The 23,037-nt window shown below is 65.2% G+C and carries 19 protein-coding genes; 12 read left to right on the plus strand and 7 right to left on the minus strand.

What is annotated here, in order from left to right; all coding sequences use genetic code 11:
• Window positions 1–10: 10 nt before the first annotated feature.
• A complete protein-coding gene (gene slt / locus ACM0M4_RS10860; protein WP_023087166.1) occupies window positions 11–1,939 on the minus strand; it encodes a lytic transglycosylase Slt in 1,929 nt (642 codons plus the stop codon).
• 225 nt (window positions 1,940–2,164) lie between these two features.
• On the opposite strand from slt, the gene ACM0M4_RS10865 reads away from it, so the two are divergent.
• Both ACM0M4_RS10865 and ACM0M4_RS10870 read left to right on the plus strand, forming a co-directional pair.
• Window positions 2,165–4,087 carry an ATP-binding cassette domain-containing protein gene (locus ACM0M4_RS10865; protein ID WP_003091215.1) on the plus strand — a complete coding sequence of 641 codons (1,923 nt, stop codon included), beginning with the start codon at window positions 2,165–2,167 and terminating at the stop codon, window positions 4,085–4,087.
• A 149-nt stretch (window positions 4,088–4,236) separates the two neighbouring features.
• Complete coding sequence (locus ACM0M4_RS10870; RefSeq protein ID WP_003091213.1) at window positions 4,237–4,923, plus strand: DUF6901 family protein; 687 nt, start codon at window positions 4,237–4,239, stop codon at window positions 4,921–4,923.
• Between the two features lie 29 nt (window positions 4,924–4,952).
• Here the strand turns inward: ACM0M4_RS10870 and ACM0M4_RS10875 are convergent, their stop codons facing one another.
• Window positions 4,953–5,390 carry a universal stress protein gene (locus tag ACM0M4_RS10875; RefSeq protein WP_003091210.1) on the minus strand — a complete coding sequence of 146 codons (438 nt, stop codon included), beginning with the start codon at window positions 5,388–5,390 and terminating at the stop codon, window positions 4,953–4,955.
• A gap of 207 nt (window positions 5,391–5,597) precedes the next feature.
• On the opposite strand from ACM0M4_RS10875, the gene ACM0M4_RS10880 reads away from it, so the two are divergent.
• Complete coding sequence (locus tag ACM0M4_RS10880; protein ID WP_003109487.1) at window positions 5,598–6,032, plus strand: hypothetical protein; 435 nt, start codon at window positions 5,598–5,600, stop codon at window positions 6,030–6,032.
• Between the two features lie 16 nt (window positions 6,033–6,048).
• Here ACM0M4_RS10880 and ACM0M4_RS10885 read toward each other — a convergent pair whose 3' ends face one another.
• Window positions 6,049–6,867, minus strand: coding sequence for a hypothetical protein (locus ACM0M4_RS10885; RefSeq protein ID WP_003119795.1), 819 nt, complete (start codon window positions 6,865–6,867; stop codon window positions 6,049–6,051).
• Between the two features lie 427 nt (window positions 6,868–7,294).
• Between ACM0M4_RS10885 and fadB the strand changes: the two genes are divergently transcribed.
• The 6 genes from fadB to ACM0M4_RS10915 all read left to right on the plus strand — a co-directional run bounded on the left by fadB (window position 7,295) and on the right by ACM0M4_RS10915 (window position 14,866).
• A complete protein-coding gene (gene fadB / locus ACM0M4_RS10890; RefSeq protein WP_003091204.1) occupies window positions 7,295–9,442 on the plus strand; it encodes a fatty acid oxidation complex subunit alpha FadB in 2,148 nt (715 codons plus the stop codon).
• Window positions 9,443–9,472: 30 nt separating this feature from the next.
• Window positions 9,473–10,648 carry an acetyl-CoA C-acyltransferase FadA gene (gene fadA, locus ACM0M4_RS10895; protein WP_003113978.1) on the plus strand — a complete coding sequence of 392 codons (1,176 nt, stop codon included), beginning with the start codon at window positions 9,473–9,475 and terminating at the stop codon, window positions 10,646–10,648.
• 193 nt (window positions 10,649–10,841) lie between these two features.
• Window positions 10,842–11,105 (plus strand): DUF1653 domain-containing protein, encoded by a 264-nt coding sequence (locus tag ACM0M4_RS10900; RefSeq protein ID WP_003109484.1) that lies wholly within the window; start codon window positions 10,842–10,844, stop codon window positions 11,103–11,105.
• A 90-nt stretch (window positions 11,106–11,195) separates the two neighbouring features.
• Complete coding sequence (gene topA / locus ACM0M4_RS10905) at window positions 11,196–13,802, plus strand: type I DNA topoisomerase (RefSeq protein ID WP_003091201.1); 2,607 nt, start codon at window positions 11,196–11,198, stop codon at window positions 13,800–13,802.
• A gap of 106 nt (window positions 13,803–13,908) precedes the next feature.
• On the plus strand, window positions 13,909–14,427 hold the full coding sequence (locus ACM0M4_RS10910) for a DUF6586 family protein (protein WP_003113979.1): 519 nt from the start codon (window positions 13,909–13,911) through the stop codon (window positions 14,425–14,427).
• A 205-nt stretch (window positions 14,428–14,632) separates the two neighbouring features.
• Entirely contained in the window at window positions 14,633–14,866 is a 234-nt protein-coding gene (locus ACM0M4_RS10915; protein ID WP_003109483.1) for a hypothetical protein, read from the plus strand.
• 21 nt (window positions 14,867–14,887) lie between these two features.
• Here ACM0M4_RS10915 and sulA read toward each other — a convergent pair whose 3' ends face one another.
• Both sulA and lexA read right to left on the minus strand, forming a co-directional pair.
• On the minus strand, window positions 14,888–15,373 hold the full coding sequence (gene sulA, locus ACM0M4_RS10920; RefSeq protein WP_003091197.1) for an SOS-induced cell division inhibitor SulA: 486 nt from the start codon (window positions 15,371–15,373) through the stop codon (window positions 14,888–14,890).
• Window positions 15,374–15,384: 11 nt separating this feature from the next.
• On the minus strand, window positions 15,385–15,999 hold the full coding sequence (lexA, locus tag ACM0M4_RS10925; protein WP_003091196.1) for a transcriptional repressor LexA: 615 nt from the start codon (window positions 15,997–15,999) through the stop codon (window positions 15,385–15,387).
• A gap of 231 nt (window positions 16,000–16,230) precedes the next feature.
• On the opposite strand from lexA, the gene psrA reads away from it, so the two are divergent.
• The 3 genes from psrA (at window position 16,231) to ACM0M4_RS10940 (ending at window position 18,881) form a co-directional block, all read left to right on the plus strand.
• Window positions 16,231–16,932, plus strand: a complete 702-nt coding sequence (psrA, locus tag ACM0M4_RS10930) for a transcriptional regulator PsrA (protein WP_003091195.1) — start codon at window positions 16,231–16,233, stop codon at window positions 16,930–16,932.
• A 201-nt stretch (window positions 16,933–17,133) separates the two neighbouring features.
• On the plus strand, window positions 17,134–18,132 hold the full coding sequence (gene nagZ / locus ACM0M4_RS10935) for a beta-N-acetylhexosaminidase (protein ID WP_003118092.1): 999 nt from the start codon (window positions 17,134–17,136) through the stop codon (window positions 18,130–18,132).
• A gap of 11 nt (window positions 18,133–18,143) precedes the next feature.
• Window positions 18,144–18,881, plus strand: a complete 738-nt coding sequence (locus ACM0M4_RS10940; protein WP_003122475.1) for an S-methyl-5'-thioinosine phosphorylase — start codon at window positions 18,144–18,146, stop codon at window positions 18,879–18,881.
• A gap of 45 nt (window positions 18,882–18,926) precedes the next feature.
• Here ACM0M4_RS10940 and ACM0M4_RS10945 read toward each other — a convergent pair whose 3' ends face one another.
• Together ACM0M4_RS10945 and mfd are read right to left on the minus strand one after the other, a co-directional pair.
• The gene (locus ACM0M4_RS10945; RefSeq protein ID WP_003091190.1) at window positions 18,927–19,556 is read right to left on the minus strand and encodes a CsiV family protein; all 630 of its coding nucleotides are present in this window, start codon (window positions 19,554–19,556) and stop codon (window positions 18,927–18,929) included.
• A 10-nt stretch (window positions 19,557–19,566) separates the two neighbouring features.
• Window positions 19,567–23,013, minus strand: coding sequence for a transcription-repair coupling factor (mfd, locus tag ACM0M4_RS10950; protein ID WP_003113980.1), 3,447 nt, complete (start codon window positions 23,011–23,013; stop codon window positions 19,567–19,569).
• Window positions 23,014–23,037 lie beyond the last annotated feature (24 nt).

Here is a 23,037-nt window from a genome sequence, read left to right on the forward strand (position 1 = left end):
GGGTTGGGGGTCAGAAATCGTCGAAGTAGCGTTCGTGCCAGTCGACGATGGGCTGCGGCGCATTGAGCTTCTGCCCGTAGATCACCGCATAGGACAGCACGTTCTGCACGTACTGGCGAGTCTCGTCGAACGGAATGGTCTCGATCCACACGTCGAAGGCCAGGTGGCGGGTATCTTTCAGCCACTGGCGGACGCGGCCCGGACCGGCGTTGTAGGCGGCCGAGGCGAGTACCCGGTTGCCGTTGAACTGGCTATGCACCTGGCTCAGGTAGGCGGCGCCGAGGCGGATGTTGACGTCGGGCACGATCAGTTGCTGGGTCGAGGCCAGCGGGATGCCGAACTTGCGCGAGGTCTCCTTGGCGGTGCCGGGCATCAGCTGCATCAGCCCGGTGGCGCCGACTCCGGAACGGGCATCGGACATGAACGCGCTTTCCTGCCGGGTGATGGCGAAGATCCAACTGGAGTGCAGGCCGCGGTTCTTCGCTTCGCGCACCAGGGTGGCGCGGTGCGCCATCGGGAAGCGGATGTCCAGGTCGTCCCAGTACTGCGCCTGGCTGATCGAGCGGATCGCCGGGAAATACCACTGCATGTCGTAGGCCAGCCTGGCCTGGGCGATCAGCTCGTCGCGATCGAACAGGCGCGCGGCGTGGTACCACTCGCGGCGGGCGTTGATCACTTCGCCACGGTTGAAGAACTCCATGGCCCGGCGCGTACTGGCGGCGTTGCGTACGCGTTGCAGGACGCGCGGGTCGATGTGCGCAGGACGGTTGCCGAGCTTGTACGGCACGCTCAGGCGGTCGGCGGCGAGGAAGCCGTAGAAGTCGCGCTCGCCGGCGAGCTTCTGGTACAGCGCGATCGGCTCCTTGCTGTTCGGCTGCGCCAGTTGCAGGCTGCGTGCCTGCCAATAGCGCCAGCGGCTGGTGGCGGCAAGATCCTGGGGCAGCTTGCGGGTCAGCGCGTAGGCTTCGTCCCAGCGGCCCAGGCGCAGCAGCAGGCGGGTGCGCCATTCGGTGACGGTGTTGTCGCGCAGGCCGGGATCGTACTGGGTCATCAGCGGCAGTGCGCGCGGATCGAAGCGCTTGGCCAGGCTGAGACCGATCTCGCGGGCGATGGCGACCTTCTCGTCGCTGGAGAAGGGTAGCGCCGAGCTGTAGTAGTCGAGCAGGCTAAGGGCCTTTTCCGGGTCCTGCCGCGCCAGGCGGCGCAGGCCGAGACCGACCACGTCGGCGGTGGCATGGTCGCGCTGGCTGAAGCGGCCGGTCTGGCTCAGCTGGGCGGGGTTCTGCGCCACGCTGACCATCAGCGCGCCCTGGTTGCCGAGGGTCGGCAGGCGCTGCGCGAGGTGCGAGGCGAGGCTGTAGTTGCGCGCTTCGGCGGCCAGCTTGAGGCGTTTCCAGACCTTTTCCTCGGTGAGCTGGCCTTCGCCCTGCCAGAGGCCGAACAGGGTGTCGCAGGCAGCCGGCTGCGACTTGCCGACCAGCCACAGGCGTTCGCTGGTGGCGTAGCCTTCGGCCTTCTGGCCGTGGCCCAGCTGGTACTGGCCATACAGGCAGTCGAGTTCGGTGAAGTTCAGCTTCGGATCGTAGTAGTTGACGAAGGTCTTCCAGTCGTCGCGGTCGGCCAGCAGGCGCAGCCAGCGCAGTTTCAGCCAGCCGATCTGCGGCAGGTCGCCGTGTTCGGTGAGGAAGCGCTCGACCTCCTCGTTGCTGGCGGACTTCAGCCGGTGGGTCAGTTCGTCGTAGGCCAGGTAGGGTTCCAGCGGGTAATCGCGCAGGGCGCTGCGCGAGGCCATGTAGGGCGCGCTGTTGCCCTTGGCCAGGGCGGCCTTGGCCTGGTCGTAGAGACGGCGTTGTTCGGTCAGGGAAGCGGCGTGGACCGCGTCGACGGAGGAAATACTGAGCAAAAGGCAGGAAACGAGAGTGAACAGGCGACCGCGCATGACTTATCCGGGCAGGTGATGTCGGGTAACGTCGGCAGGTCCGCAACGGCTGCCTACGGGCGTTTCGACCGCTCGCGGGACTGGCGCGCGACCGCTGTCGCGGGGCGCGCCCGAAGCCGGGCGGATGGCTCGCCTAAGCTTAGCCGTTGCGGCATGGCGGTGAAAGCGCCGTGCCATCCGATGCCTATCCGGCGTAAAATGCGCGCCCTGTTTCCGGAGGCGCCCATGACCCTGCTCAAGTTCACCGATGTATCCCTTGCCTTTGGCACCACTCCCTTGCTGGACAAGGTGTCGTGGCAGATCGGCCGTGGCGAGCGGGTCTGCGTGATCGGGCGCAACGGTACCGGCAAGTCCAGCCTGTTCAAGGTGGTCAAGGGCGAACAGCAGGCCGACGACGGCGAAGTCTGGCGCGCACCGGCGCTGAAGATCGGCGAATTGCCCCAGGAACTGCCGCGTGCCGACGAACGGACAGTGTTCGACGTGGTGGCCGAGGGTCTGGCGGAAGTCGGCAAGCTGCTCGCCGAGTACCACCACCTGAGCCTGAACATCCATACCGACGATGACCTGGCGCGCCTCTCGCGGGTCCAGCAGGAACTCGAGGCGCGCGATGGCTGGCGCCTGCAGCAACTGGTGGACAGCACCCTCAGCCGCCTGCAGTTGCCGGCCGACAAGACCCTCGCCGAACTCTCCGGCGGCTGGCGTCGGCGCGTGCTGCTGGCCCAGGCGCTGGTCGCCGAGCCGGACCTGCTGCTGCTCGACGAACCGACCAACCACCTGGACATCGGCGCCATCGCCTGGCTCGAGGAAGCGCTGCTGGGCTTCAACGGCGCGGTGCTGTTCATTACCCACGACCGCGCCTTCCTGCAATCCCTGGCGACCCGCATCCTCGAGCTGGATCGTGGCCACCTGATCGACTGGAACGGCGACTACGCCAGTTTCCTGGTGCACAAGGAACAGCAACTGGCCGCCGAAGAAGCTGCCAACGCATTGTTCGACAAGCGCCTGGCCCAGGAAGAAGTGTGGATCCGCCAGGGCATCAAGGCCCGCCGCACGCGCAACGAAGGGCGGGTTCGGGCACTGAAGGAAATGCGTCGCGAACGCGCCGAGCGCCGCGAGCGCCAGGGCAAGGCCAGCTTCCAGCTGGAAAGCGCGGACAAGTCCGGCAAGCAGGTGATCGTGGTGGAGCACGTCAGCTTCGCCCATCCCGGCGGCCAGCCGCTGGTACGCGACTTCTCCATGGTCCTGCAGCGCGGCGACCGTATCGGCCTGCTCGGCGCCAACGGTACCGGCAAGACCACCTTGCTCAAGCTGCTGCTTGGCGACCTGCAGCCGACCTCGGGCAAGATCGAGGTGGGCACCAAGCTGGAAGTGGCCTACTTCGACCAGTTGCGCCATCAGCTCGAACCCGAGCAGACGGTGATCGACAATATCTCCGAAGGCCGCGAGTTCATCACCATCGACGGCCAGAACCGGCATGTGCTCAGCTATCTCGGCGACTTCCTGTTCAGTCCGCAGCGCGCCCGCACCCCGGTGAAGGCGTTGTCCGGCGGCGAGCGCGCGCGCCTGTTGCTGGCCAAGCTGTTCAGCAAGCCGGCCAACCTGCTGGTGCTCGACGAACCGACCAACGACCTCGACGTGGAAACCCTGGAACTGCTGGAGGAAGTCCTGCTCGGCTTCCAGGGCACCGTGCTGATGGTCAGCCACGATCGGGCCTTCCTCGACAACGTGGTGACCAGCACCCTGGTCTTCGAGGGCGAGGGCAAGGTTCGCGAATTCGTCGGTGGCTACCAGGACTGGCTGCGCCAAGGGGGCACGCCGCGCCTGCTCGGCGTGAGCGAGTCGAAGAGCGGCAAGGCCGAGCTGAATACCGCGCTGGCGCCCGCCGCCGAACCCGCGCCGGCTGCTGCGGCGCCGAGCGAGGCGCCGGCGAAGAAAAAGCTCAGCTACAAGTTGCAGCGCGAGCTGGAGGCTTTGCCCGGGCAGATCGACGCGGTCGAGGCGGAGCTGGCGGGTGTCCAGGAAACCATCGCGCAGCAGGATTTCTATCTGCGCCCGCAGGACGAGCAGCGCGAAACCCTGGCGCGGCTGGACGCGTTGCAGCAGGAACTCGATGCCTTGCTCGAGCGCTGGGCCGAACTGGAAGACTGATCTATCTCGAAAAAGTGAGCTGCATCAATGTGATAGCGGCTCATCTCGATGATCCTTGCGGGCCTTGCCGGCGGTGGGTGCAGTCCCCCGTCGGTCCCTCTGGCTGGCGTCATTGACGGGCCGGCCGTCTCCCGAGAAAGGATCAGTCCATGGCAATCGAGTACCGCATCACGCTGGACGACCAGCATCAGCTCAACTATCGCATCGAGCTGGAGCGGCACTACGACCCGCAGGCGGCTGCCGCAGCGCCGCGCTGGACGCGCCTGGAACACAATCGCTGCAGCAACTGCCCGCTCGATCGCGAACGCTACAGCCATTGTCCGGCGGCGGTCGACCTGCATGGGGTGATCGAGGATTTCCGCAACCTGCCGGCGTTCCGCAAGGCCGGCATCTGCGTGCGCACGCCGGAGCGCGAGTACATCAAGCAGGCGGGCCTGGAGGAAGGACTGCGCGCGCTGATCGGCTTGATCATGGCCAGCAGCGCCTGTCCGCTGCTGGCGCCGCTGAGGCCGATGGCCATGCAGCACCTGCCGTTCGCCAGCAACCAGGAGTTCGTGCTGCGGGTGGTGCCGCTGTACCTGATGCGCCAGTACTTCAACTTCCGCGAGGGGCGGCATGCCGATTGGGAACTGAAAGGGCTGGTGCGGCTGTTCCAGCAGTTGCAACTGGTCAACCAGGCGTTCTGGCAGCGAATCCACGACACCTGTGTCAGCGATTCCAACCTGAAGGCGTTCCTGACCTTCTTCTCGCTGTCGTCGAGCATCAGCTATTCGCTGGAAACCCAGTTGCAGAAGATCCGCCCGCTGGTGATGAGCGCCGAGGAAACGCTCGGCTGAGGCGCAGGCCCCGGCCGAGCGGGGAGAGATCAGGCTTTCTTCAGGTGCACCGCGAGCACGTCGCAGGGCGCGCCGTGCAGCACGTCGTTGGCAGTGGAACCGAGCAGCAGCGCCAGGCCGTGGCGACCGTGGCTGCCGACCACGATCAGGTCGCAGGCCTGTTCCGCGGCGAGGCGGTGGATTTCCTGGCGCGGTTGCCCGTAGACCAGGTGGCGCTGCTCGCTGCCGAGGTCCGGATAGCGTACGGCGAAGGCATCCAGGCGTTCACGGGCCTGGTCGAACTGCTGCTGCTGCAACATCGACAGGTCCATCGGCACGTCCCCACCGAAGGCCATGGCCATGGGCTCGACCACATGCACCACCGAGAGCCGGGCCTGGTTGCTGGTGGCCAGGGCCGCCGCACGCTTCATCACCGGGTCGCATTCGTCGGTCAGGTCGACGGCGACCAGAATGTGTTGATAGGGCATGAACGTCTCCTCCCAGAAGGGGATAGTGTTTTCATTATGGACTTTCGCGCCGCGCGTGGAACCTGTTCCGTTGCGCTGGGCAAAAAGCTGCTCCGCCGTGGTCGCATTCGCCTGTAAACTGCGCCTCCCTTGGCGACTGCGACCGATCCTGCCTGTGCGCGCGGATCGAGGCAAATGCCTTAACCGTTTTTCGAGTGTCCGTTCCTTATGACCACTTGGCTGGTGATCCTGCTGCTGGCTGTCATGCTCAGTCCCCTGGCCTGGCTGATGCCGTCCAACAGGCAGCGCGGCAAGATGGCCCTGCGCCTCGAGGCGCGCCGTCTCGGCCTGGCCATGCAGCTCGCGCGCCAGGATTGGCCGCATTGGCTGGAGAGCGCTCCGCCGACGTCCTGCGCGCAGTTCCACTGCCCGCGCCGACGCGGCCGGGAGGCCTGGTGCTATTGGCAGAATACCCCGGGCCAGTGGCTGAACCAGTGGCGCGAGCCGTGCGCGGACGATGAGTTGCTGGACGCCCTGCGCAGCCTCCCCGGGGATGTCTACAAGGTGGAGGCGACCGCCCAGTTCCTTGCCCTGTATTGGGGCGAGCGCGGCGATAGCGCCGACCTCGGGCGCATCGCCGAGTTTCTCCGCCAGCGCGCCTGAGGCGGCGCGCCGAGGTTCATTGGTTGCGCGCGGCATACAGCGCGGCGACCTTCTCCAGGCCATCGATGATCCGGTCTGCATTCTTGTTGACCAGGAACGGCACGCTGTTCTGGTTGTAGTTGCGCAGGGACTTCTCGATGTAGTGCCACTTGATCGCCACGCTGCGCAGCGCCCTGGCGATCTCCTCGTCGTTCTGCGGCGCCTGCTGCAGCTTCAACAGGTTGACCGAAAAGCGGCTGGCCAGGTCGTCCAGTGGACGCTCCTCGCCGCCGCCGAAGAAGCTGGCGCCCACCGACGCGTTGCGCGAGGCATAGTCCAGAGCAATGTCCTGCATCAGCAGGCTCTGTTCGCGGCTCTGCTCGGTGAGCGTCGGCACCGTGGCGGCGTTTTCCCGTTGCAGGCTGCGATACAACTGGCCGCCGAGGTCCATCAGTTGCTGGTTGCGTCGTGCCAGGTCGGCGACCGGTTGCAGGTCGCTGTAGCCCTTGTTGCGCACCGCGCCGGTCAGCTTGTCGAGGTCTTGCGCATAGTCCCGCCATTGCTCGCGAAGCTGGCCCAGCAGGCGCCGGGATTCGCTGCCGTTCACGCCGTCGAGTCGCTGCAGGCGGGCTTCCGCCGTCTGCGCCGAGCTTTCGATCAGGCTGGCGTAGCGTTGATCGCCTTCCTGGCCGACGTACATGAAGAAGGCGTTCAGGGATTTCTGCGTGGCGAGCCGCATCTGGTGCAGGGCGAGCAGGTCATCGGCGGTCCCTGCCGCGAAGACGGGGAGGCTCAGCAGGCCGAGCAGGGCCAGACAAAGAGTGAACGGACGGCAGATCATGGGTTCCATCTCCATGTGGCCCTGGAGGCCTTCTTGTTGTTCTTTTGTAACGGCCCGTGGCCGATCATGCATGGCGATCTGCGGCGACTCTAGCCTGCCTTTCCGCACCGGGACAAGCTCCCACGGCGCCGATCATCGAACATCTGAATGGTCCGACAGAGGCTGGCTGAATGGCCCTGCGCAGAGGGCCTGGAGGAGGGCAGGTGTTTTCCGGATGGCTGATTGACAATTCCCGGCTTTTGCCGGAATGTGTGCGCACCCAAGTCAAACGGGCGTATGAATCGAGCGTTTGCCTCGCGCAGGCCTCGACAATAGAGACCCGGTTATCGCGTCGGCGGGTGTGCCGAAGGGTTTGGGACTATGCTCGGCGGTTGCCGAAAGGGTCCCGACACGGCGTCCGATGTGTAAGTTCAAGCTTCCATAATAGCGTGGAGATCAGTTGATGATTTACCAAGGTAAAGCCATCACGGTTAAGCCTCTTGAGGGCGGCATCGTCGAGTTGAATTTCGATCTCAAGGGCGAGTCCGTCAACAAGTTCAACCGTCTCACCCTCAGTGAGTTGCGTGCGGCAGTCGATGCGATCAAGGCCGATGCATCGGTCAAGGGCGTGATCGTGACCAGCGGCAAGGACGTGTTCATCGTTGGTGCCGACATCACCGAGTTCGTTGACAACTTCCAGCTGCCCGACGAGGAACTGATGGCGGGCAACCTCGAAGCCAACAAGATCTTCAGCGACTTCGAAGACCTGGACGTACCCACCGTTGCCGCGATCAACGGCATCGCCCTCGGCGGCGGCCTGGAGATGTGCCTGGCCGCGGACTTCCGCGTGATGAGCGCGACCGCCAAGGTCGGCCTGCCGGAAGTCAAGCTGGGCATCTACCCGGGCTTCGGCGGCACCGTCCGCCTGCCGCGCCTGATCGGCTGCGATAACGCCGTCGAGTGGATCGCCTCGGGCAAGGAAAACAAGGCCGAGGACGCCCTGAAGGTCGGCGCCGTCGACGCCGTGGTCGCTCCCGAGCAACTGCAGGCCGCTGCCCTCGACCTGGCCAAGCGCGCCGTCGCCGGCGAGCTGGACCACAAGGCACGGCGCCAGCCGAAGCTGGAAAAGCTGAAGCTGAATGCAATCGAGCAGATGATGGCCTTCGAAACCGCCAAGGGCTTCGTCGCCGGCCAGGCCGGTCCGAACTACCCGGCGCCGGTGGAAGCCATCAAGAGCATCCAGAAGGCCGCCAACTTCGGCCGCGACAAGGCGCTGGAAGTCGAAGCCGCCGGCTTCGTCAAGCTGGCCAAGACCTCGGTCGCGCAGAGTCTGATCGGCCTGTTCCTGAATGACCAGGAACTGAAGAAGAAAGCCAAGAAATACGACGAAGTCGCCAAGGACGTGAAACTGGCCGCCGTGCTCGGCGCCGGCATCATGGGCGGCGGCATCGCCTATCAGTCGGCGCTCAAGGGCACCCCGATCCTGATGAAGGATATCCGCGAAGAGGGTATCCAGATGGGCCTGAACGAGGCCGCCAAGCTGCTCGGCAAGCGCGTCGAGAAGGGTCGCCTGACCCCGGCGAAGATGGCCGAGGCGCTCAATGGCATCCGTCCGACCATGTCCTATGGCGACTTCGGCAACGTCGACATCGTCGTCGAAGCCGTCGTCGAGAACCCCAAGGTCAAGCAAGCCGTGCTCGCCGAAGTGGAAGGCGCGGTGAAGGAAGACGCGATCATCGCCTCCAACACCTCGACCATCTCCATCAGCCTGCTGGCCCAGGCGCTGAAGCGTCCGGAAAACTTCTGCGGCATGCATTTCTTCAACCCGGTGCACATGATGCCGCTGGTGGAAGTGATCCGTGGCGAGAAGACCGGTGAAACCGCCATCGCCACCACCGTCGCCTACGCCAAGAAGATGGGCAAGAGCCCGATCGTGGTCAACGATTGCCCCGGCTTCCTGGTCAACCGTGTGCTGTTCCCGTACTTCGGCGGCTTCGCCAAGCTGCTGAGCTTCGGCGTCGACTTCGTGCGCATCGACAAGGTGATGGAGAAGTTCGGCTGGCCCATGGGCCCGGCCTACCTGTCCGACGTGGTCGGCATCGACACCGGCCACCATGGCCGCGACGTCATGGCCGAGGGCTTCCCGGACCGCATGGCGGTCGAGGGCAAGACCGCCGTCGACGTGATGTACGAGGCCAACCGCCTGGGCCAGAAGAACGGCAAGGGCTTCTACGCCTACGAGACCGACAAGCGCGGCAAGCCGAAGAAGGTCACCGATCCGCAGGCCTACGAAGTGCTCAAGCCGATCGTGGTCGAGCAGCGCGAAGTGACCGACGAGGACATCGTCAACTTCATGATGATCCCGCTGTGCCTGGAAACCGTGCGTTGCCTGGAAGACGGCATCGTCGAGACCGCTGCCGAGGCCGATATGGGCCTGATCTACGGCATCGGCTTCCCGCCCTTCCGTGGTGGTGCTCTGCGCTACATCGATTCGATCGGTGTCGCCGAGTTCGTGGCCCTGGCCGACAAGTACGCCGAGCTGGGCGCGCTGTACCACCCGACCGCGAAGCTGCGTGAAATGGCCAAGAACGGTCAGAAATTCTTCGGTTAATCGCGGAACGACTAGAGCGAGAGTGAATTTATGAGCCTGAATCCGAGAGACGTCGTCATTGTCGACTTCGGCCGCACCCCGATGGGTCGTTCCAAGGGTGGCATGCACCGCAACACCCGCGCCGAGACCATGTCGGCGCACCTGATCAGCAAGCTGCTGGAGCGTAACCCGAAGGTCGACCCGGCCGAAGTGGAAGACGTGATCTGGGGCTGCGTCAACCAGACCCTGGAGCAGGGCTGGAACATCGCGCGCATGGCGTCGCTGATGACCCAGATCCCGCACACCAGCGCCGCGCAGACCGTCAGCCGCCTGTGCGGTTCGTCGATGAGCGCGCTGCACACCGCCGCCCAGGCGATCCAGACCGGCAATGGCGATGTATTCGTCATCGGCGGCGTGGAGCACATGGGCCACGTCGGCATGATGCATGGCGTCGACCCGAACCCGCACCTGTCCCTGTACGCCGCCAAGGCCTCGGGCATGATGGGCCTGACTGCGGAAATGCTCGGCAAGATGCACGGTATCAGCCGTGAGGCGCAGGACAAGTTCGGCGCGCGTTCGCACCAACTGGCCTGGAAGGCCACCCAGGAAGGCAAGTTCAAGGACGAGATCATCCCGATGGAAGGGTATGACGAGAACGGTTTCCTGAAAGTCTTCGACTTCGACGAGACCATTCGTCCGGAAACCACCGTCGAGACCCTGGCCGAGTTGAAGCCGGCGTTCAATCCGAAAGGCGGCACCGTGACCGCGGGGACCTCCTCGCAGATCACCGACGGTGCCTCCTGCATGATCGTGATGTCGGCCCAGCGCGCCCAGGACCTGGGCATCCAGCCGATGGCGGTGATCCGCTCCATGGCCGTGGCGGGTGTCGACCCGGCGATCATGGGCTACGGCCCGGTGCCGTCGACCAACAAGGCGCTCAAGCGTGCCGGCCTGACCATCGCCGACATCGATTTCGTCGAACTCAACGAAGCCTTCGCCGCCCAGGCCCTGCCTGTGCTGAAGGACCTCAAGCTGCTCGACAAGATGGACGAGAAGGTCAACCTCCACGGCGGCGCCATCGCCCTGGGTCACCCGTTCGGTTGCTCCGGTGCGCGCATTTCCGGCACCCTGTTGAACGTGATGAAGCAGAACGGCGGTACCCTTGGCGTGTCCACCATGTGCGTGGGCCTGGGACAGGGTATCACCACCGTCTTCGAGCGCATCTAAGCGTTCGTCGAAGGGGAAAGCCGGGGCCTCGTGCCCCGGCTTTCGTTTTTCAGTGTCAGTCGTTTCCGGCTGTATCGAGCGAATGACGCCCCGGGAGCGCGGGTTTGCCTATTGTGCGATCCGTGCCTATACCGGGCTGTTGTATGTCGGCATTGTGCCGTTGTTTTCCGATTTTCGAGACAAGGTAAGGAACATGGACCTGCAGGCTGGGCTCTATCGTCATTACAAGGGACAGAACTACCGGGTCCTGGGTGTCGCGCGGCATTCGGAGACGGAAGAGGCGCTGGTGATCTACCAGGCGCTGTACGGCGAATTCGGTCTCTGGGTGCGTCCGCTGGAGATGTTCACCGAGGCCGTGGAGGTCGATGGCGAGTGGGTGCCGCGCTTCGTCCTGGTGAGTCCCGAGGCCGATCCCCTGGGCTTGCAGAAAGCTCCCGGCGGGGAAGACCGCGCTTGACCTTGGCTCGTTCGCCACTATATATAGCGGTGCCGCGCTAGTCGCTCCCTCCTTTATATTCATCTTTTCGACGCAGGAACCTTCCGATCCATGGGTAAATCGCTGGTCATCGTGGAATCCCCGGCCAAGGCCAAGACCATCAACAAGTATCTGGGCAGCCAGTACGTGGTGAAGTCGAGCATCGGCCACATCCGTGACCTGCCCACCAGTGGTTCGTCGAGTTCCAAGGAGCCGGCGGCCAAGGGCCGCAAGAGCGCCTCCGAGGCGCCGGCGCTGTCACCGAAGGAGAAGGCCAGGCGCCAACTGGTCTCGCGCATGGGGGTCGACCCCGAGCATGGCTGGAAGGCCAAGTACGAGATCCTGCCCGGCAAGGAAAAGGTCATCGACGAGCTGCGCCGCCTGGCCAAGGACGCCGACACCGTCTATCTCGCGACCGACTTGGACCGCGAAGGGGAGGCCATCGCCTGGCACCTGCGGGAAGCCATCGGCGGCGACGAAAGCCGCTACAAGCGCGTGGTATTCAACGAAATCACCAAGAAGGCCATCCAGGAGGCCTTCTCCCAGCCCGGCGAGCTCGATATCAACCGGGTGAACGCCCAGCAGGCGCGGCGTTTCCTCGACCGCGTGGTCGGCTACATGGTCTCGCCGCTGCTCTGGCAGAAGATTGCCCGTGGGTTGTCCGCCGGCCGCGTGCAGTCGGTGGCGGTGAAGCTGGTGGTGGAGCGCGAACGCGAGATTCGCGCCTTCGTCCCGGAAGAGTACTGGGAAGTGCATGCCGACCTCGGTACCGCCAAGGGCGCCAACGTGCGCTTCGAGGTTACCCGTGAGAAGGGCGAGGCCTTCAAGCCGCTCAACGAAGCCCAGGCCATGGCGGCCCTGGAAAAGCTCAAGGCCTCGGCCTATAGCGTCGCCAAGCGCGAGGACCGGCCGACCTCCAGCCGACCCTCGGCGCCGTTCATCACTTCCACCCTGCAGCAGGCGGCGAGCAACCGCCTGGGCTTCGGGGTGAAGAAGACCATGATGATGGCCCAGCGTCTCTACGAGGCCGGCTACATCACCTACATGCGTACCGACTCGACCAACCTGTCGGCCGATGCCATTGGCATGGTCCGCGGTTTCATCGAGGACGAGTTCGGCCAGAAGTACCTGCCGGGCAAGGCCAACGTCTACTCGAGCAAGGAGGGCGCCCAGGAAGCGCACGAGGCGATCCGTCCTTCCGACGTCAACCTCAAGCCGACCCAGCTGTCCGGCATGGAGCGTGACGCCGAGCGCCTGTACGACCTGATCTGGCGCCAGTTCGTGGCGTGCCAGATGACCCCGGCCGAATACCTCTCGACCAGCGTGAGCGTCACCGCCGGCGATTTCGAGCTGCGCGCCAAGGGCCGCATCCTCAAGTTCGACGGTTATACCCGGGTACTGCCGCAGCAGAGCAAGCCGGGCGAGGACGACGTCCTGCCGGAAATGAAGGAAGGCGAGAACCTCAAGCTGATCAAGCTCGATCCGAGCCAGCACTTCACCAAGCCGCCGGCGCGCTACTCCGAAGCGAGCCTGGTCAAGGAACTGGAGAAGCGCGGTATCGGCCGCCCCTCGACCTACGCGGCGATCATCTCCACCATCCAGGAGCGCGGCTACGTAACCACCCACAACCGCCGCTTCTATGCGGAGAAGATGGGCGACATCGTCACCGATCGGCTCAACGAGAGCTTCGCCAACCTGATGGACTACGGTTTCACCGCCGGGATGGAGGAGCATCTCGACGACGTGGCCCAGGGCGAGCGCGACTGGAAGCACCTGCTCGACGAGTTCTACGGCGATTTCAAGAAGAAGCTCGAGGTGGCCGAAGTCAGCGAGAAGGGGATGCGCGCCAACCAGCCGACCCTGACCAACATTCCCTGCCGCGAGTGCGGCCGGCCGATGATGATTCGTACCGCCTCCACCGGCGTGTTCCTCGGCTGCTCGGGCTACAGCCTGCCGCCGAAGGAGCGTTGCAAGGCGACCGTCAACCTGATTCCCGGCGACGAGATCGCCGCGGACGACGAGGGCGAGTCCGAGTCGCGGGTGTTGCGTGGCAAGCATCGCTGCCCGATCTGCAGTACCGCGATGGACGCCTACCTGCTGGACGAGAAACACAAGCTGCATATCTGCGGCAACAACCCCGACTGTCCGGGCTACGAGATCGAGGAAGGCCAGTACCGGATCAAGGGCTACGAAGGGCCGAGCCTGGAATGCGACAAGTGTGGCAGCGAGATGCAGTTGAAGACCGGCCGTTTCGGCAAGTTCTTCGGTTGCACCAATCCGACCTGCAAGAACACCCGCAAGCTGCTGAAGAATGGCGAGGCGGCGCCGCCGAAGATGGACGCCATCCGCATGCCTGAATTGAAGTGCGAGAAGGTGGACGATATCTACGTGCTGCGCGACGGCGCTTCGGGCATGTTCCTGGCCGCCAGCCAGTTCCCGAAGAACCGCGAGACCCGCGCGCCGTTGGTGAGCGAGATCATCCCGCACAAGGCCGAGCTGGATCCCAAGTACCATTACCTCTGCGACGCCCCGCAGAAAGACCCGGACGGCCGTCCCGCGGTGATCCGTTTCAGCCGCAAGACCAAGGAGCAATACGTGCAGTCCGAGGTCGATGGCAAGCCCACCGGCTGGCGCGCCTTCTACGATGGCGGCAAGTGGAAGGTCGAAGACAAGCGCTGATGGATGGCGCGCCCGCTTGCATGGGGCGCGCTTATACTGCGCGAAGGCCGGGCGCTGACCTGGCCTGCGCTCCGCATTCCTTCCAGTTTTAATCGGGAGTACCGGCATGGCCCAAGAGCTTTATACCCGCACCAACCAGAAGCTGTATTTCGCCGGGTTGGCTCTGGAGGCCTGGAAGCGAGCCGATGCCGAGCGGGCGATGAATGCCCAGGCGATCATCCAGGGGGAGCGCGAGTCGGCGCTGTTCCACCTTTATGGCGCAGTGCTCGGTGTATGCCATGAGATCGCCGGTTACTACCGTCTGCCGCAGGCTGCCGCTCCTCGCGTGGATGCATTGCTGAATGCCGAAGTGCTGGCGGCCGCGCCCAGCCCCGAGCTGGCTGAACTGGTGGAGTTGGCGTCGCAGCCGGAAACCTGGCTGGGCCAGTTGCTGGGCGCCTACTCCGAGCTGTTCCTGCCGCCGCGACCGACCAAGGCAGCGAAGATCGACCCCAGCACACCGTTGATCGTTGCCGTGAGTATCGACGAAGAAGCCCCCTTGCTTTCTCGCGAAACCCTCGAGGAATGGCGGCAGTCGCTGAAGCAATTGGTCCTGCGTTTTCGCGAGAGCCTGACGGAGCTGTAACGCCGTCGTCATTCGCCGATCAGCGGTAGGACATTTTCCTACCGTTCCACTCGGTTGATTTGCCAGCAAAAAAATTTAGCGGATGCCGTCCGGGCGCTCTGGAACCGCCGTTACAGGCGCGAGAGGGGAACCGGAAGGCGGATGCGGGCTAGGGATGCACTGGATGGGCTGTTACAATGTCGCGTCTTCGTAGAGAGCGTCTGTCATGCCAACATCCTTCCTTGAAATCGTAGAAATGCCCGACGGGCGCATCGTGCTGCGTCGCGCCGATGACGAGGAGGCGTTGGTGACCCTGGAGTTCTCCGGGGACGCGAAGAATTTCCTGCAAGGCCAGCATGTCGAAGTGGCCAAGGCCATGTTCAATGTCGGCGTGCAAATGGCCGGTCGTCTTGCCGAGGGCGAGATGGAACACGACGAAGGCCCCCGCGTCCTGCACTGAACGCTGTCCCCCGCCGTTTTTTCAACCCAGACGAATATTCAGGCTCTGTGCTTGGCCCAGTTGGGCGGCGCGGGACAGTTGCTTGCGCGCCGCCCGGCTCAGCGGCTCCAGCCAACTGACCACGGTGTGGCTGCGGCCCAGGCGCAAGGCCTCGCAACTGAGCGCCAGGGCAGCGGCGTTGTCCTTCGCCTGCAGTAGCAGGATGCGCTCGCGGTTCAGGCCGGCGCGGCGCAGCCATTCATGGGTCAGGCTCGCCGGCGGAGCGATCAGGGTCAGCCAGCGGGCATCCTGTTCCTCGCTGAGCTCGCGGAGAATCGGTGCGAGCAGGGTCAGGCAGTGCCCCGGCAGGCCGCTGAGCGAAAGTTCGCTAAAGGCAGCGGGTTCCTCGATGGAGGCGCTGGAAGGGCTGTCGATGACATCGTCGAGCAAGGGTGCGCCGTTGCTGGCCCAGAACGCTTCCTGGAACAGTGGCAACTGGGCGCTGGGCAGCGAGTGGGAGGTCTGCATGGTATCTCCTGTCAGCGCCGGATCACGCCGACGCTCAAGCCTTCGATGATCAGTTCCTGCTCCTTCAGATCGACTTCGATCGGAGCGAACTCAGGGTTTTCCGCCAGCAGCCAGACCTTGCTGCCTTCGCGCTTGAAGCGTTTCACCGTGACCTCCTCGCCGATCCGCGCGACCACCACCTGGCCGTTGCGCGCTTCGCGGGTGACGTGGACGGCCAGCAGGTCGCCGTCGAGGATGCCGATGTCCTTCATGCTCATGCCGCGCACGCGCAACAGGTAGTCGGCGCGAGGATTGAAGAAGGCGGGATTGATCCGGCAGGATTCCTCGATGTTCTGTTCGGCGAGGATCGGTGCGCCGGCGGCGACCCGTCCGATCACCGGCAGGCCCTCATCGTCGTTGGCGGCATGCGGTTCGAAGCCGGGAATGCGGATGCCGCGAGAGGCGCCCGGAGTCATTTCGATGGCGCCCTTGCGTGCCAGCGCCTTGAGGTGCTCCTCGGCGGCGTTCGGCGACTTGAAGCCGAGTTCCTGGGCGATTTCCGCCCGGGTCGGCGGAAAGCCGTGGTCTTCCAGGCAGCGCTTGATGAAGGAGAGGATCTCGGCTTGGCGGGGCGTCAGCTTCTGCATGTCGTCGCTCTGTGTTTTTATCCAGTGACTGGGATTATATACAGTGAGCGGGGCGTGGCAATGATTTTCCGCATGACATTTCGTCCTGCGTCACGATGAAGTTGGCCAGTGTCTTGCTTCCGTTTTTCGGGACTTCTCTGTAATTTTCCTGACTGGTGCGTCATCTGCCGCTTGACAAGGGATGTGGCTGAAACGTATGTTTCAAACAAGTGTTTGTCAGGCGGAGAAACCATGGCCCAGTCGGAAACCGTCGAACGCATTCTCGATGCGGCGGAACAGCTGTTCGCGGAAAAAGGCTTCGCCGAAACCTCGTTGCGTCTGATCACCAGCAAGGCCGGGGTCAACCTGGCGGCGGTGAATTATCACTTCGGTTCGAAGAAGGCGCTGATCCAGGCGGTGTTCTCGCGCTTCCTCGGGCCATTCTGCGCCAGCCTGGAAAAGGAGCTGGATCGTCGCCAGGCCAAGCCCGAGGCCCAGCACGCCACCCTGGAGGACCTCCTGCACCTGCTGGTGTCCCAGGCGATGGCGGTGAAGCCGCGCAGCGGCAACGACCTGTCGATCTTCATGCGCTTGCTCGGCCTGGCCTTCAGCCAGAGCCAGGGGCACCTGCGCAAGTACCTGGAGGAGGTCTACGGCAAGGTCTTCCGGCGCTACATGCTGCTGGTCAACGAGGCTGCGCCGAAGCTGCCGCCCATCGAGCTGTTCTGGCGCGTGCACTTCATGCTCGGCGCGGCCGCCTTCAGCATGTCGGGGATCAAGGCCCTGCGGGCGATGGCGGAAACCGATTTCGGCGTGAACACTTCCACCGAGCAGGTGATGCACCTGATGGTGCCGTTCTTCGCTGCCGGCATGCGCGCCGAGAGCGGCATCGACGATCCGCTGCTGGCCGGGGCGCAACTGCGCCCGCGGAACAAGACGCCCGCCAAGGCCTGATCGCAGACGGCGCCCCAGGGCGCCGTTTTCTTTTCTCCTTTCTCTGTGCTCCGGGCGGAACTCCATGCGCCAGGCCGGCTCCATTGGCAGGCGCGCGGTACCGCCCCGGGACTTAAGTCTTTCTGCCGGGTGCAGTACAGTGTGCGCTGTCTGAGGCCCGTGACGGCGGGCTTCGCTGATTTCCAGGCCATAGGACTCTTCATGCAAGGCTCTCTGATGCTCGACATCGGCGGCACCTGGCTGACCGCCGAGGACCGCCAAATCCTGCGCCACCCCGAGGTGGGCGGGCTGATCATCTTCGCTCGCAACATCGAGCATCCTGCCCAGGTTCGCGAACTGTGTGCGGCCATTCGCGCCATCCGTCCCGACCTGTTGCTGGCCGTCGACCAGGAAGGAGGGCGCGTGCAGCGCCTGCGCCAGGGCTTCGTGCGCCTGCCGGCGATGCGCGCGATCGCCGACAACCCCAATGCCGAAGAGCTGGCCGAGCATTGTGGCTGGCTGATGGCGACCGAGGTGCAGGCGGTCGGCCTCGACCTGAGTTTCGCGCCGGTGCTGGATCTCGATCACCAGCGCAGCGCCGTGGTCGGTAGCCGCGCCTTCGAGGGCGACCCGGAGCGTGCCGCGCTGCTTGCCGGTGCTTTCATTCGCGGCATGCATGCCGCCGGGATGGCCGCCACCGGCAAGCATTTTCCCGGTCACGGCTGGGCCGAGGCCGATTCCCATGTGGCGATTCCCGAAGACGCGCGCAGTCTCGAGGAAATCCGGCGCAGCGACCTGGTTCCGTTCGCCCGCCTGGCCGGACAGCTCGACGCGCTGATGCCGGCCCATGTCATCTATCCGCAGGTCGACCCGCAGCCCGCCGGCTTTTCCCGGCGCTGGTTGCAGGAGATCCTGCGCGGCGAGCTGAAGTTCGACGGGGTGATATTCAGCGACGACCTGTCGATGGCCGGCGCCCATGTGGTCGGCGACGCCGCCAGCCGCATCGAGGCCGCCCTGGCCGCGGGCTGCGACATGGGCCTGGTGTGCAACGACCGGGCTTCCGCCGAGCTGGCCCTGGCTGCCCTGCAACGCCTGAAGGTGACCCCGCCGTCGCGTCTGCAACGCATGCGTGGCAAGGGCTACGCGAATACCGACTATCGCCAGCAGCCGCGCTGGCTGGAAGCACTGTCCGCGTTGCGCGCCGCGCAACTGATTGATTGAGGGAGCTGTCGATGAGTGTCTACGCGATTATCGGAGGAACCGGCCTGACCCAGCTGGAAGGGCTGACGCTGGGCGAGTCCCTGCCGATCGAAACGCCGTATGGCGCGCCGTCCGCGCCGCTCCAGCGTGGCCGCTACGCCGGGCGCGAGGTGCTGTTCCTGGCACGTCACGGTCATCCGCACCGCTTCCCGCCGCACCAGGTGAACTACCGCGCCAATCTCTGGGCGCTGAAGCAGGCGGGTGCCGAGGCGGTGATCGCGGTCAACGCGGTGGGTGGCATCCATGCGGCGATGGGAACGGGGCACCTGTGCGTGCCGCACCAGTTGATCGACTACACCTCGGGACGCGAGCACACCTATTTTGCCGGCGATATCGAGCATGTCACCCATATCGACTTCAGCCACCCCTATGACGAGCCGTTGCGCCAGCGCCTGATCGAGGCGTTGCGTGCGTTGGGGCTGGCGCACAGCAGCCATGGGGTCTACGCCTGCACCCAAGGGCCGCGCCTGGAAACGGTGGCGGAAATCGCCCGGTTGGAGCGGGACGGCAACGATATCGTCGGCATGACCGGCATGCCCGAGGCGGCACTGGCCCGCGAGCTGGACCTGCCCTACGCCTGCCTGGCGCTGGTGGTCAATCCCGCGGCGGGCAAGTCGGCGGGGATCATCACCATGGCCGAAATCGAACAGGCGTTGCACGATGGCATCGGCAAGGTGCGCGAGGTGCTGGCGCGGGTCCTGGCCGGCTAGGCGGCCATCGCAACGAAAAAAAGGCCGCTATTGCGGCCTTTTTCGCTATTGCGCAGGAGGTGCGGCGTCGAAGCCGCCTTCGACGGGGGGCGCGTCCGCCGGTGCCTGCTGTTCTTCCATTTCCATGGGATTGGGGGCGGCGGGACGGGCGCCGACCGGCACCACCTTGATCAGGATGCCCAGGCTCGGATGGTCGAGATAGGTCAGTTCGCCATTCTTCAGCCGCGTGCCCTGCCTGATGTGCTGGCTGCCGGCGAGGAAACCGTCGTCGCCGAAGCGATTGACCCAGAAATCGGCCTCCATGTCGACGAAGCGCACCTGGCTGAGGGTCAGCGTACCTTCCACCGGGAAATGATGATCCTGTTCCTGGCCTTCGCTGAGGGCGATCTTCACCGGGGTCTCGCCGATGTCCTGGCGCCAGGCCTTGTGCAGCAGCACGGTGTAGCCGTTGTCCTGGCTGAGCTTGGCGAGCTGGTTGTCGAGCGCGGTGGCGCGCAGGGCGTCGCTGGCCAGCGGCTGTGCGCCGGTGGCCCAGTCGTCCGGGGCCGGCTGGCTGGACGGCACGGCATCGCCGGCCTGGCGGAACACCACCAGTTCCACCTGGTAGGGACCGCCGGCGAATGCCGCGGGGGCGGCCAGTGAGAGCAGCAGGGCAAGGCAACGGAACAAGCGCATAGGCTAATCCTTAGGTGGTTTGCGGTGTCAGGCGCTCGAACAGCGCCTCCAGGGTATTGAAGCGTTCTTCCGGTCGTTCCATGGGCACCTGGAAGCGGAACAGGGTTGCGCCTTCGAACTTGTAGCGGTTCGGTTGGCCCTGGATCAGCTTGATCAATACCAGCGGGTCGACCTGGGTATCGGCGGCGAATTCTATACGACCGCCCTGCGGTCCGGCATCGACCTTGAGGATTCCAAGTTTTTCCGCCTGCAGCTTCAGAAGGGTCAGGCGCATCAGGTTCTTCGCCGGATCGGGCAGGAGCCCGAAGCGGTCGATCATCTCCACCTGCAACTCGCGCAAACCTTCCTCGTCAGGGGCGTTGGCGATGCGCTTGTAGAGGATCAGCCGGGCATGCACGTCGGGCAGGTAATCCTCGGGGATCAGCGCAGGCACCCGCAGGTTGACCTCCGGCCCACCGCCCAGCGGCTGCTCGAGGTTCGGCTGCTCGCCCTTGCGGATGGCCTTCACCGCCCGTTCGAGCATTTCCATGTAGAGGGTGAAGCCGACCGCCTGGATCTGCCCGCTCTGGCCGTCACCGAGCAACTCGCCGGCGCCGCGGATCTCCAGGTCGTGGGTGGCGAGGACGAAGCCGGCGCCCAGGTCCTGGGCGTTGGCGATGGCTTCCAGGCGTTTCTCGGCGTCCGGGGTCATCTGACGGCGCGGCGGTGTCAGCAGGTAGGCGTAGGCCTGGTGGTGGCTGCGACCGACGCGGCCGCGCAACTGGTGCAACTGGGCCAGGCCGAACTTGTCGGCGCGCTCGATGAGGATGGTGTTGGCGCTGGGCACGTCGATGCCGGTCTCGATGATGGTCGAGGCCACCAGCACGTTGAAGCGCTTGTGGTAGAAGTCGCTCATCACCTGTTCCAGCTCGCGCTCGTGCATCTGTCCGTGGCCGATGCCGATGCGCGCCTCCGGGACCAGTTCGGCGAGGTCGCGGGCGCACTTCTCGATGGTCTTCACTTCGTTGTGCAGGTAGTACACCTGGCCGCCGCGCAGCAGTTCGCGGAGCAGCGCTTCCTTGATCACCGCGTTCTGCTGCTCCATGACGAAGGTGCGCACCGACAGGCGGCGCGCCGGCGGCGTGGCGATGATGGACAGGTCGCGCATGCCGGAGACGGCCATGTTCAGGGTCCGCGGGATCGGCGTGGCGGTGAGGGTGAGGATGTCCACTTCGCTGCGCAGGGCCTTGAGCTGCTCCTTCTGGCGCACCCCGAAGCGGTGTTCCTCGTCGATCACGACCAACCCCAGGTTGGCGAACTTCACGTCTTCCTGGAGCAGCTTGTGGGTCCCGATGAGGATGTCGATCTTGCCTTCGGCCAGTAGCCGCGCAGCATTCTCGACTTCCTTGGCGCTCTTGAAGCGGCTCATCACCTCGACGCTCACCGGCCAGTCGGCGAAGCGGTCGCGGAAGCTGTTGTAGTGCTGCTGGGCGAGCAGGGTGGTGGGCACCAGCACCGCCACCTGCTTGCCGCTATGCACGGCGACGAACGCCGCGCGCATCGCCACTTCGGTCTTGCCGAAGCCGACGTCGCCGCAGACCAGGCGGTCCATGGGCCTGGGCGCGAGCATATCGGCGACCACCGCCTCTATGGCGCTTTGTTGGTCCGGCGTCTCCTCGAACGGGAAGCCGGCCGAGAAGGTCGCGTAGTCGGCCTGCGGATCCTTGAACGCGAAGCCTTCGCGGGCGGCGCGGCGGGCGTAGATGTCGAGCAGCTCGGCGGCGACGTCGCGGACCTGCTCGGCGGCCTTGCGCTTGGCCTTCTGCCAGGTTTCCGAGCCGAGCCGGTGCAACGGCGCCAGGGCGTCGTCGGCGCCGGTGTAGCGGGCGATCAGGTGCAGGTTGGCGACCGGCACGTAGAGCTTGGCGTCCTCGGCGTATTGCAGCATGAGGAATTCCGCCTGCTGGTTGTCCACCTCGAGGGTGATCAGGCCCAGGTAGCGGCCGACGCCATGGTCGATGTGCACCACCGGCGCGCCTTCGCGCAGCTCGGTGAGGTTCTTGATCACCGCGTCGCCGCCGTCGCGGGTCTTTTCCCGGCGCCGGCGCTGCATGACGCGCTGGCCGAACAGCGGGCTTTCGGCGACCAGGGCGAGGGCCGGATGGTCCAGCAGCAGGCCCTCGTCCAGCGGCGCGATGCTGATCGCCAGGCGTGCCTGGCTGGCGAGGAAGGCCGGCCAGCCGTCGACTTCCTCGGGGCGCAGCTTCAGTCGGGCCAGCAGCTCCAGCAGGACTTCCCGGCGTCCGGCCGATTCGGCGCAGAACAGTACGCGGCCGGGGAACTCCTCGATGAACCGGCGCAGCGCGGCCAGCGGCTCGGCGGCCTTGGCTTCGATCGCCAGGTTCGGCAGCGGCAGGGCCGGGAAGCGCTCGCGCCCGACGCCCGGCTCGACGTCCTCCTGGCTGGCGACCACCCGTGGCCAGTTCTTCAGCCGGGCGAAGCAGTCTTCCACCGGAAGGAACACTTCCGCCGGCGGCAGCAATGGCCGTTCCGGATCGACCCGGCGGTCCTCGTAGCGGCTGCGTACGTCATTCCAGAACTGCTCCGCGGCCTGTTCGATGCCGGGCAGGGAGAACACCTGGGTGTCTTGCGGCAGGTAGTCGAAGAGGGTCGCGGTTTCCTCGAAGAACAGCGGCAGGTAGTACTCGATTCCCGAGGGTGTCAAACCGCTGGCGAGGTCCTGGTAGATCGGGCAGCGCCGGTAGTCGACGTCGAAGCGCTCGCGGAAGCGGCCGCGGAAGCCGGTGACCGCTTCCTTGTTCAGGGGGAATTCGCGTGCCGGCAGCAGGCGGATCGACTCGACCTTGTCGATGGAGCGCTGGGTCTCCGGGTCGAAGGTGCGCAGGGTCTCGATCTCGTCGTCGAACAGGTCGATACGGAAGGGCAACTCGCTGCCCATCGGGAACAGGTCGATCAGCGCGCCGCGGACGGCGAACTCGCCGTGCTCGTAGACCGTGTCGACGCAGCGGTAGCCGGCGCCTTCCAGGCGCAGGCGCATCCGCTCGACGTCGAGTTTCTGGCCGACGTCGAGGACCAGGCTGCTGCCGAGCAGGAAGCGGGTCGGCGCCAGGCGGTGCAAGGCGGTGGAGATCGGCACCACCAGCACGCCGTGCTTGAGCTGCGGCAACTGGTAGAGGGCGGCGATGCGCTGGGAAATGATGTCCTGGTGCGGCGAAAAGACGTCGTAGGGCAGGGTTTCCCAATCGGGGAAATGCAATACCGGCAGGTCGGGGGCGAAGAACCGCAGTTCCTGTTCCAGGCGTTCGGCATTCTGGCTGTCGGCGGTCAGCAGCAGGGTGAAGCGCTTGGCGGAACTGGCGGCCTCGGCGACAGCCAGGCTCAGCGCGGCACCGGGGAGGTTGCCCCAGTGTTGCTTGCCGGCGCTGGCCGGCAGGCTGGGAAGACGCAGTACGGACACGGGCAAGCTGGGCTCCGGTCGGGA

Source organism: Pseudomonas sp. 18-147 (genome assembly GCF_051048045.1).
GTDB lineage: Bacteria > Pseudomonadota > Gammaproteobacteria > Pseudomonadales > Pseudomonadaceae > Pseudomonas > Pseudomonas aeruginosa.

What these genes read in the sequence shown, in the direction of transcription:
- slt (WP_023087166.1), bottom strand. Translation starts at nt 1,939, where the DNA reads ATGCGCGGTCGCCTGTTCACTCTCGTTTCCTGCCTTTTGCTCAGTATT.
- ACM0M4_RS10865 (WP_003091215.1), top strand. Translation starts at nt 2,165, where the DNA reads ATGACCCTGCTCAAGTTCACCGATGTATCCCTTGCCTTTGGCACCACT.
- ACM0M4_RS10870 (WP_003091213.1), top strand. Translation starts at nt 4,237, where the DNA reads ATGGCAATCGAGTACCGCATCACGCTGGACGACCAGCATCAGCTCAAC.
- ACM0M4_RS10875 (WP_003091210.1), bottom strand. Translation starts at nt 5,390, where the DNA reads ATGCCCTATCAACACATTCTGGTCGCCGTCGACCTGACCGACGAATGC.
- ACM0M4_RS10880 (WP_003109487.1), top strand. Translation starts at nt 5,598, where the DNA reads ATGACCACTTGGCTGGTGATCCTGCTGCTGGCTGTCATGCTCAGTCCC.
- ACM0M4_RS10885 (WP_003119795.1), bottom strand. Translation starts at nt 6,867, where the DNA reads ATGGAGATGGAACCCATGATCTGCCGTCCGTTCACTCTTTGTCTGGCC.
- fadB (WP_003091204.1), top strand. Translation starts at nt 7,295, where the DNA reads ATGATTTACCAAGGTAAAGCCATCACGGTTAAGCCTCTTGAGGGCGGC.
- fadA (WP_003113978.1), top strand. Translation starts at nt 9,473, where the DNA reads ATGAGCCTGAATCCGAGAGACGTCGTCATTGTCGACTTCGGCCGCACC.
- ACM0M4_RS10900 (WP_003109484.1), top strand. Translation starts at nt 10,842, where the DNA reads ATGGACCTGCAGGCTGGGCTCTATCGTCATTACAAGGGACAGAACTAC.
- topA (WP_003091201.1), top strand. Translation starts at nt 11,196, where the DNA reads ATGGGTAAATCGCTGGTCATCGTGGAATCCCCGGCCAAGGCCAAGACC.
- ACM0M4_RS10910 (WP_003113979.1), top strand. Translation starts at nt 13,909, where the DNA reads ATGGCCCAAGAGCTTTATACCCGCACCAACCAGAAGCTGTATTTCGCC.
- ACM0M4_RS10915 (WP_003109483.1), top strand. Translation starts at nt 14,633, where the DNA reads ATGCCAACATCCTTCCTTGAAATCGTAGAAATGCCCGACGGGCGCATC.
- sulA (WP_003091197.1), bottom strand. Translation starts at nt 15,373, where the DNA reads ATGCAGACCTCCCACTCGCTGCCCAGCGCCCAGTTGCCACTGTTCCAG.
- lexA (WP_003091196.1), bottom strand. Translation starts at nt 15,999, where the DNA reads ATGCAGAAGCTGACGCCCCGCCAAGCCGAGATCCTCTCCTTCATCAAG.
- psrA (WP_003091195.1), top strand. Translation starts at nt 16,231, where the DNA reads ATGGCCCAGTCGGAAACCGTCGAACGCATTCTCGATGCGGCGGAACAG.
- nagZ (WP_003118092.1), top strand. Translation starts at nt 17,134, where the DNA reads ATGCAAGGCTCTCTGATGCTCGACATCGGCGGCACCTGGCTGACCGCC.
- ACM0M4_RS10940 (WP_003122475.1), top strand. Translation starts at nt 18,144, where the DNA reads ATGAGTGTCTACGCGATTATCGGAGGAACCGGCCTGACCCAGCTGGAA.
- ACM0M4_RS10945 (WP_003091190.1), bottom strand. Translation starts at nt 19,556, where the DNA reads ATGCGCTTGTTCCGTTGCCTTGCCCTGCTGCTCTCACTGGCCGCCCCC.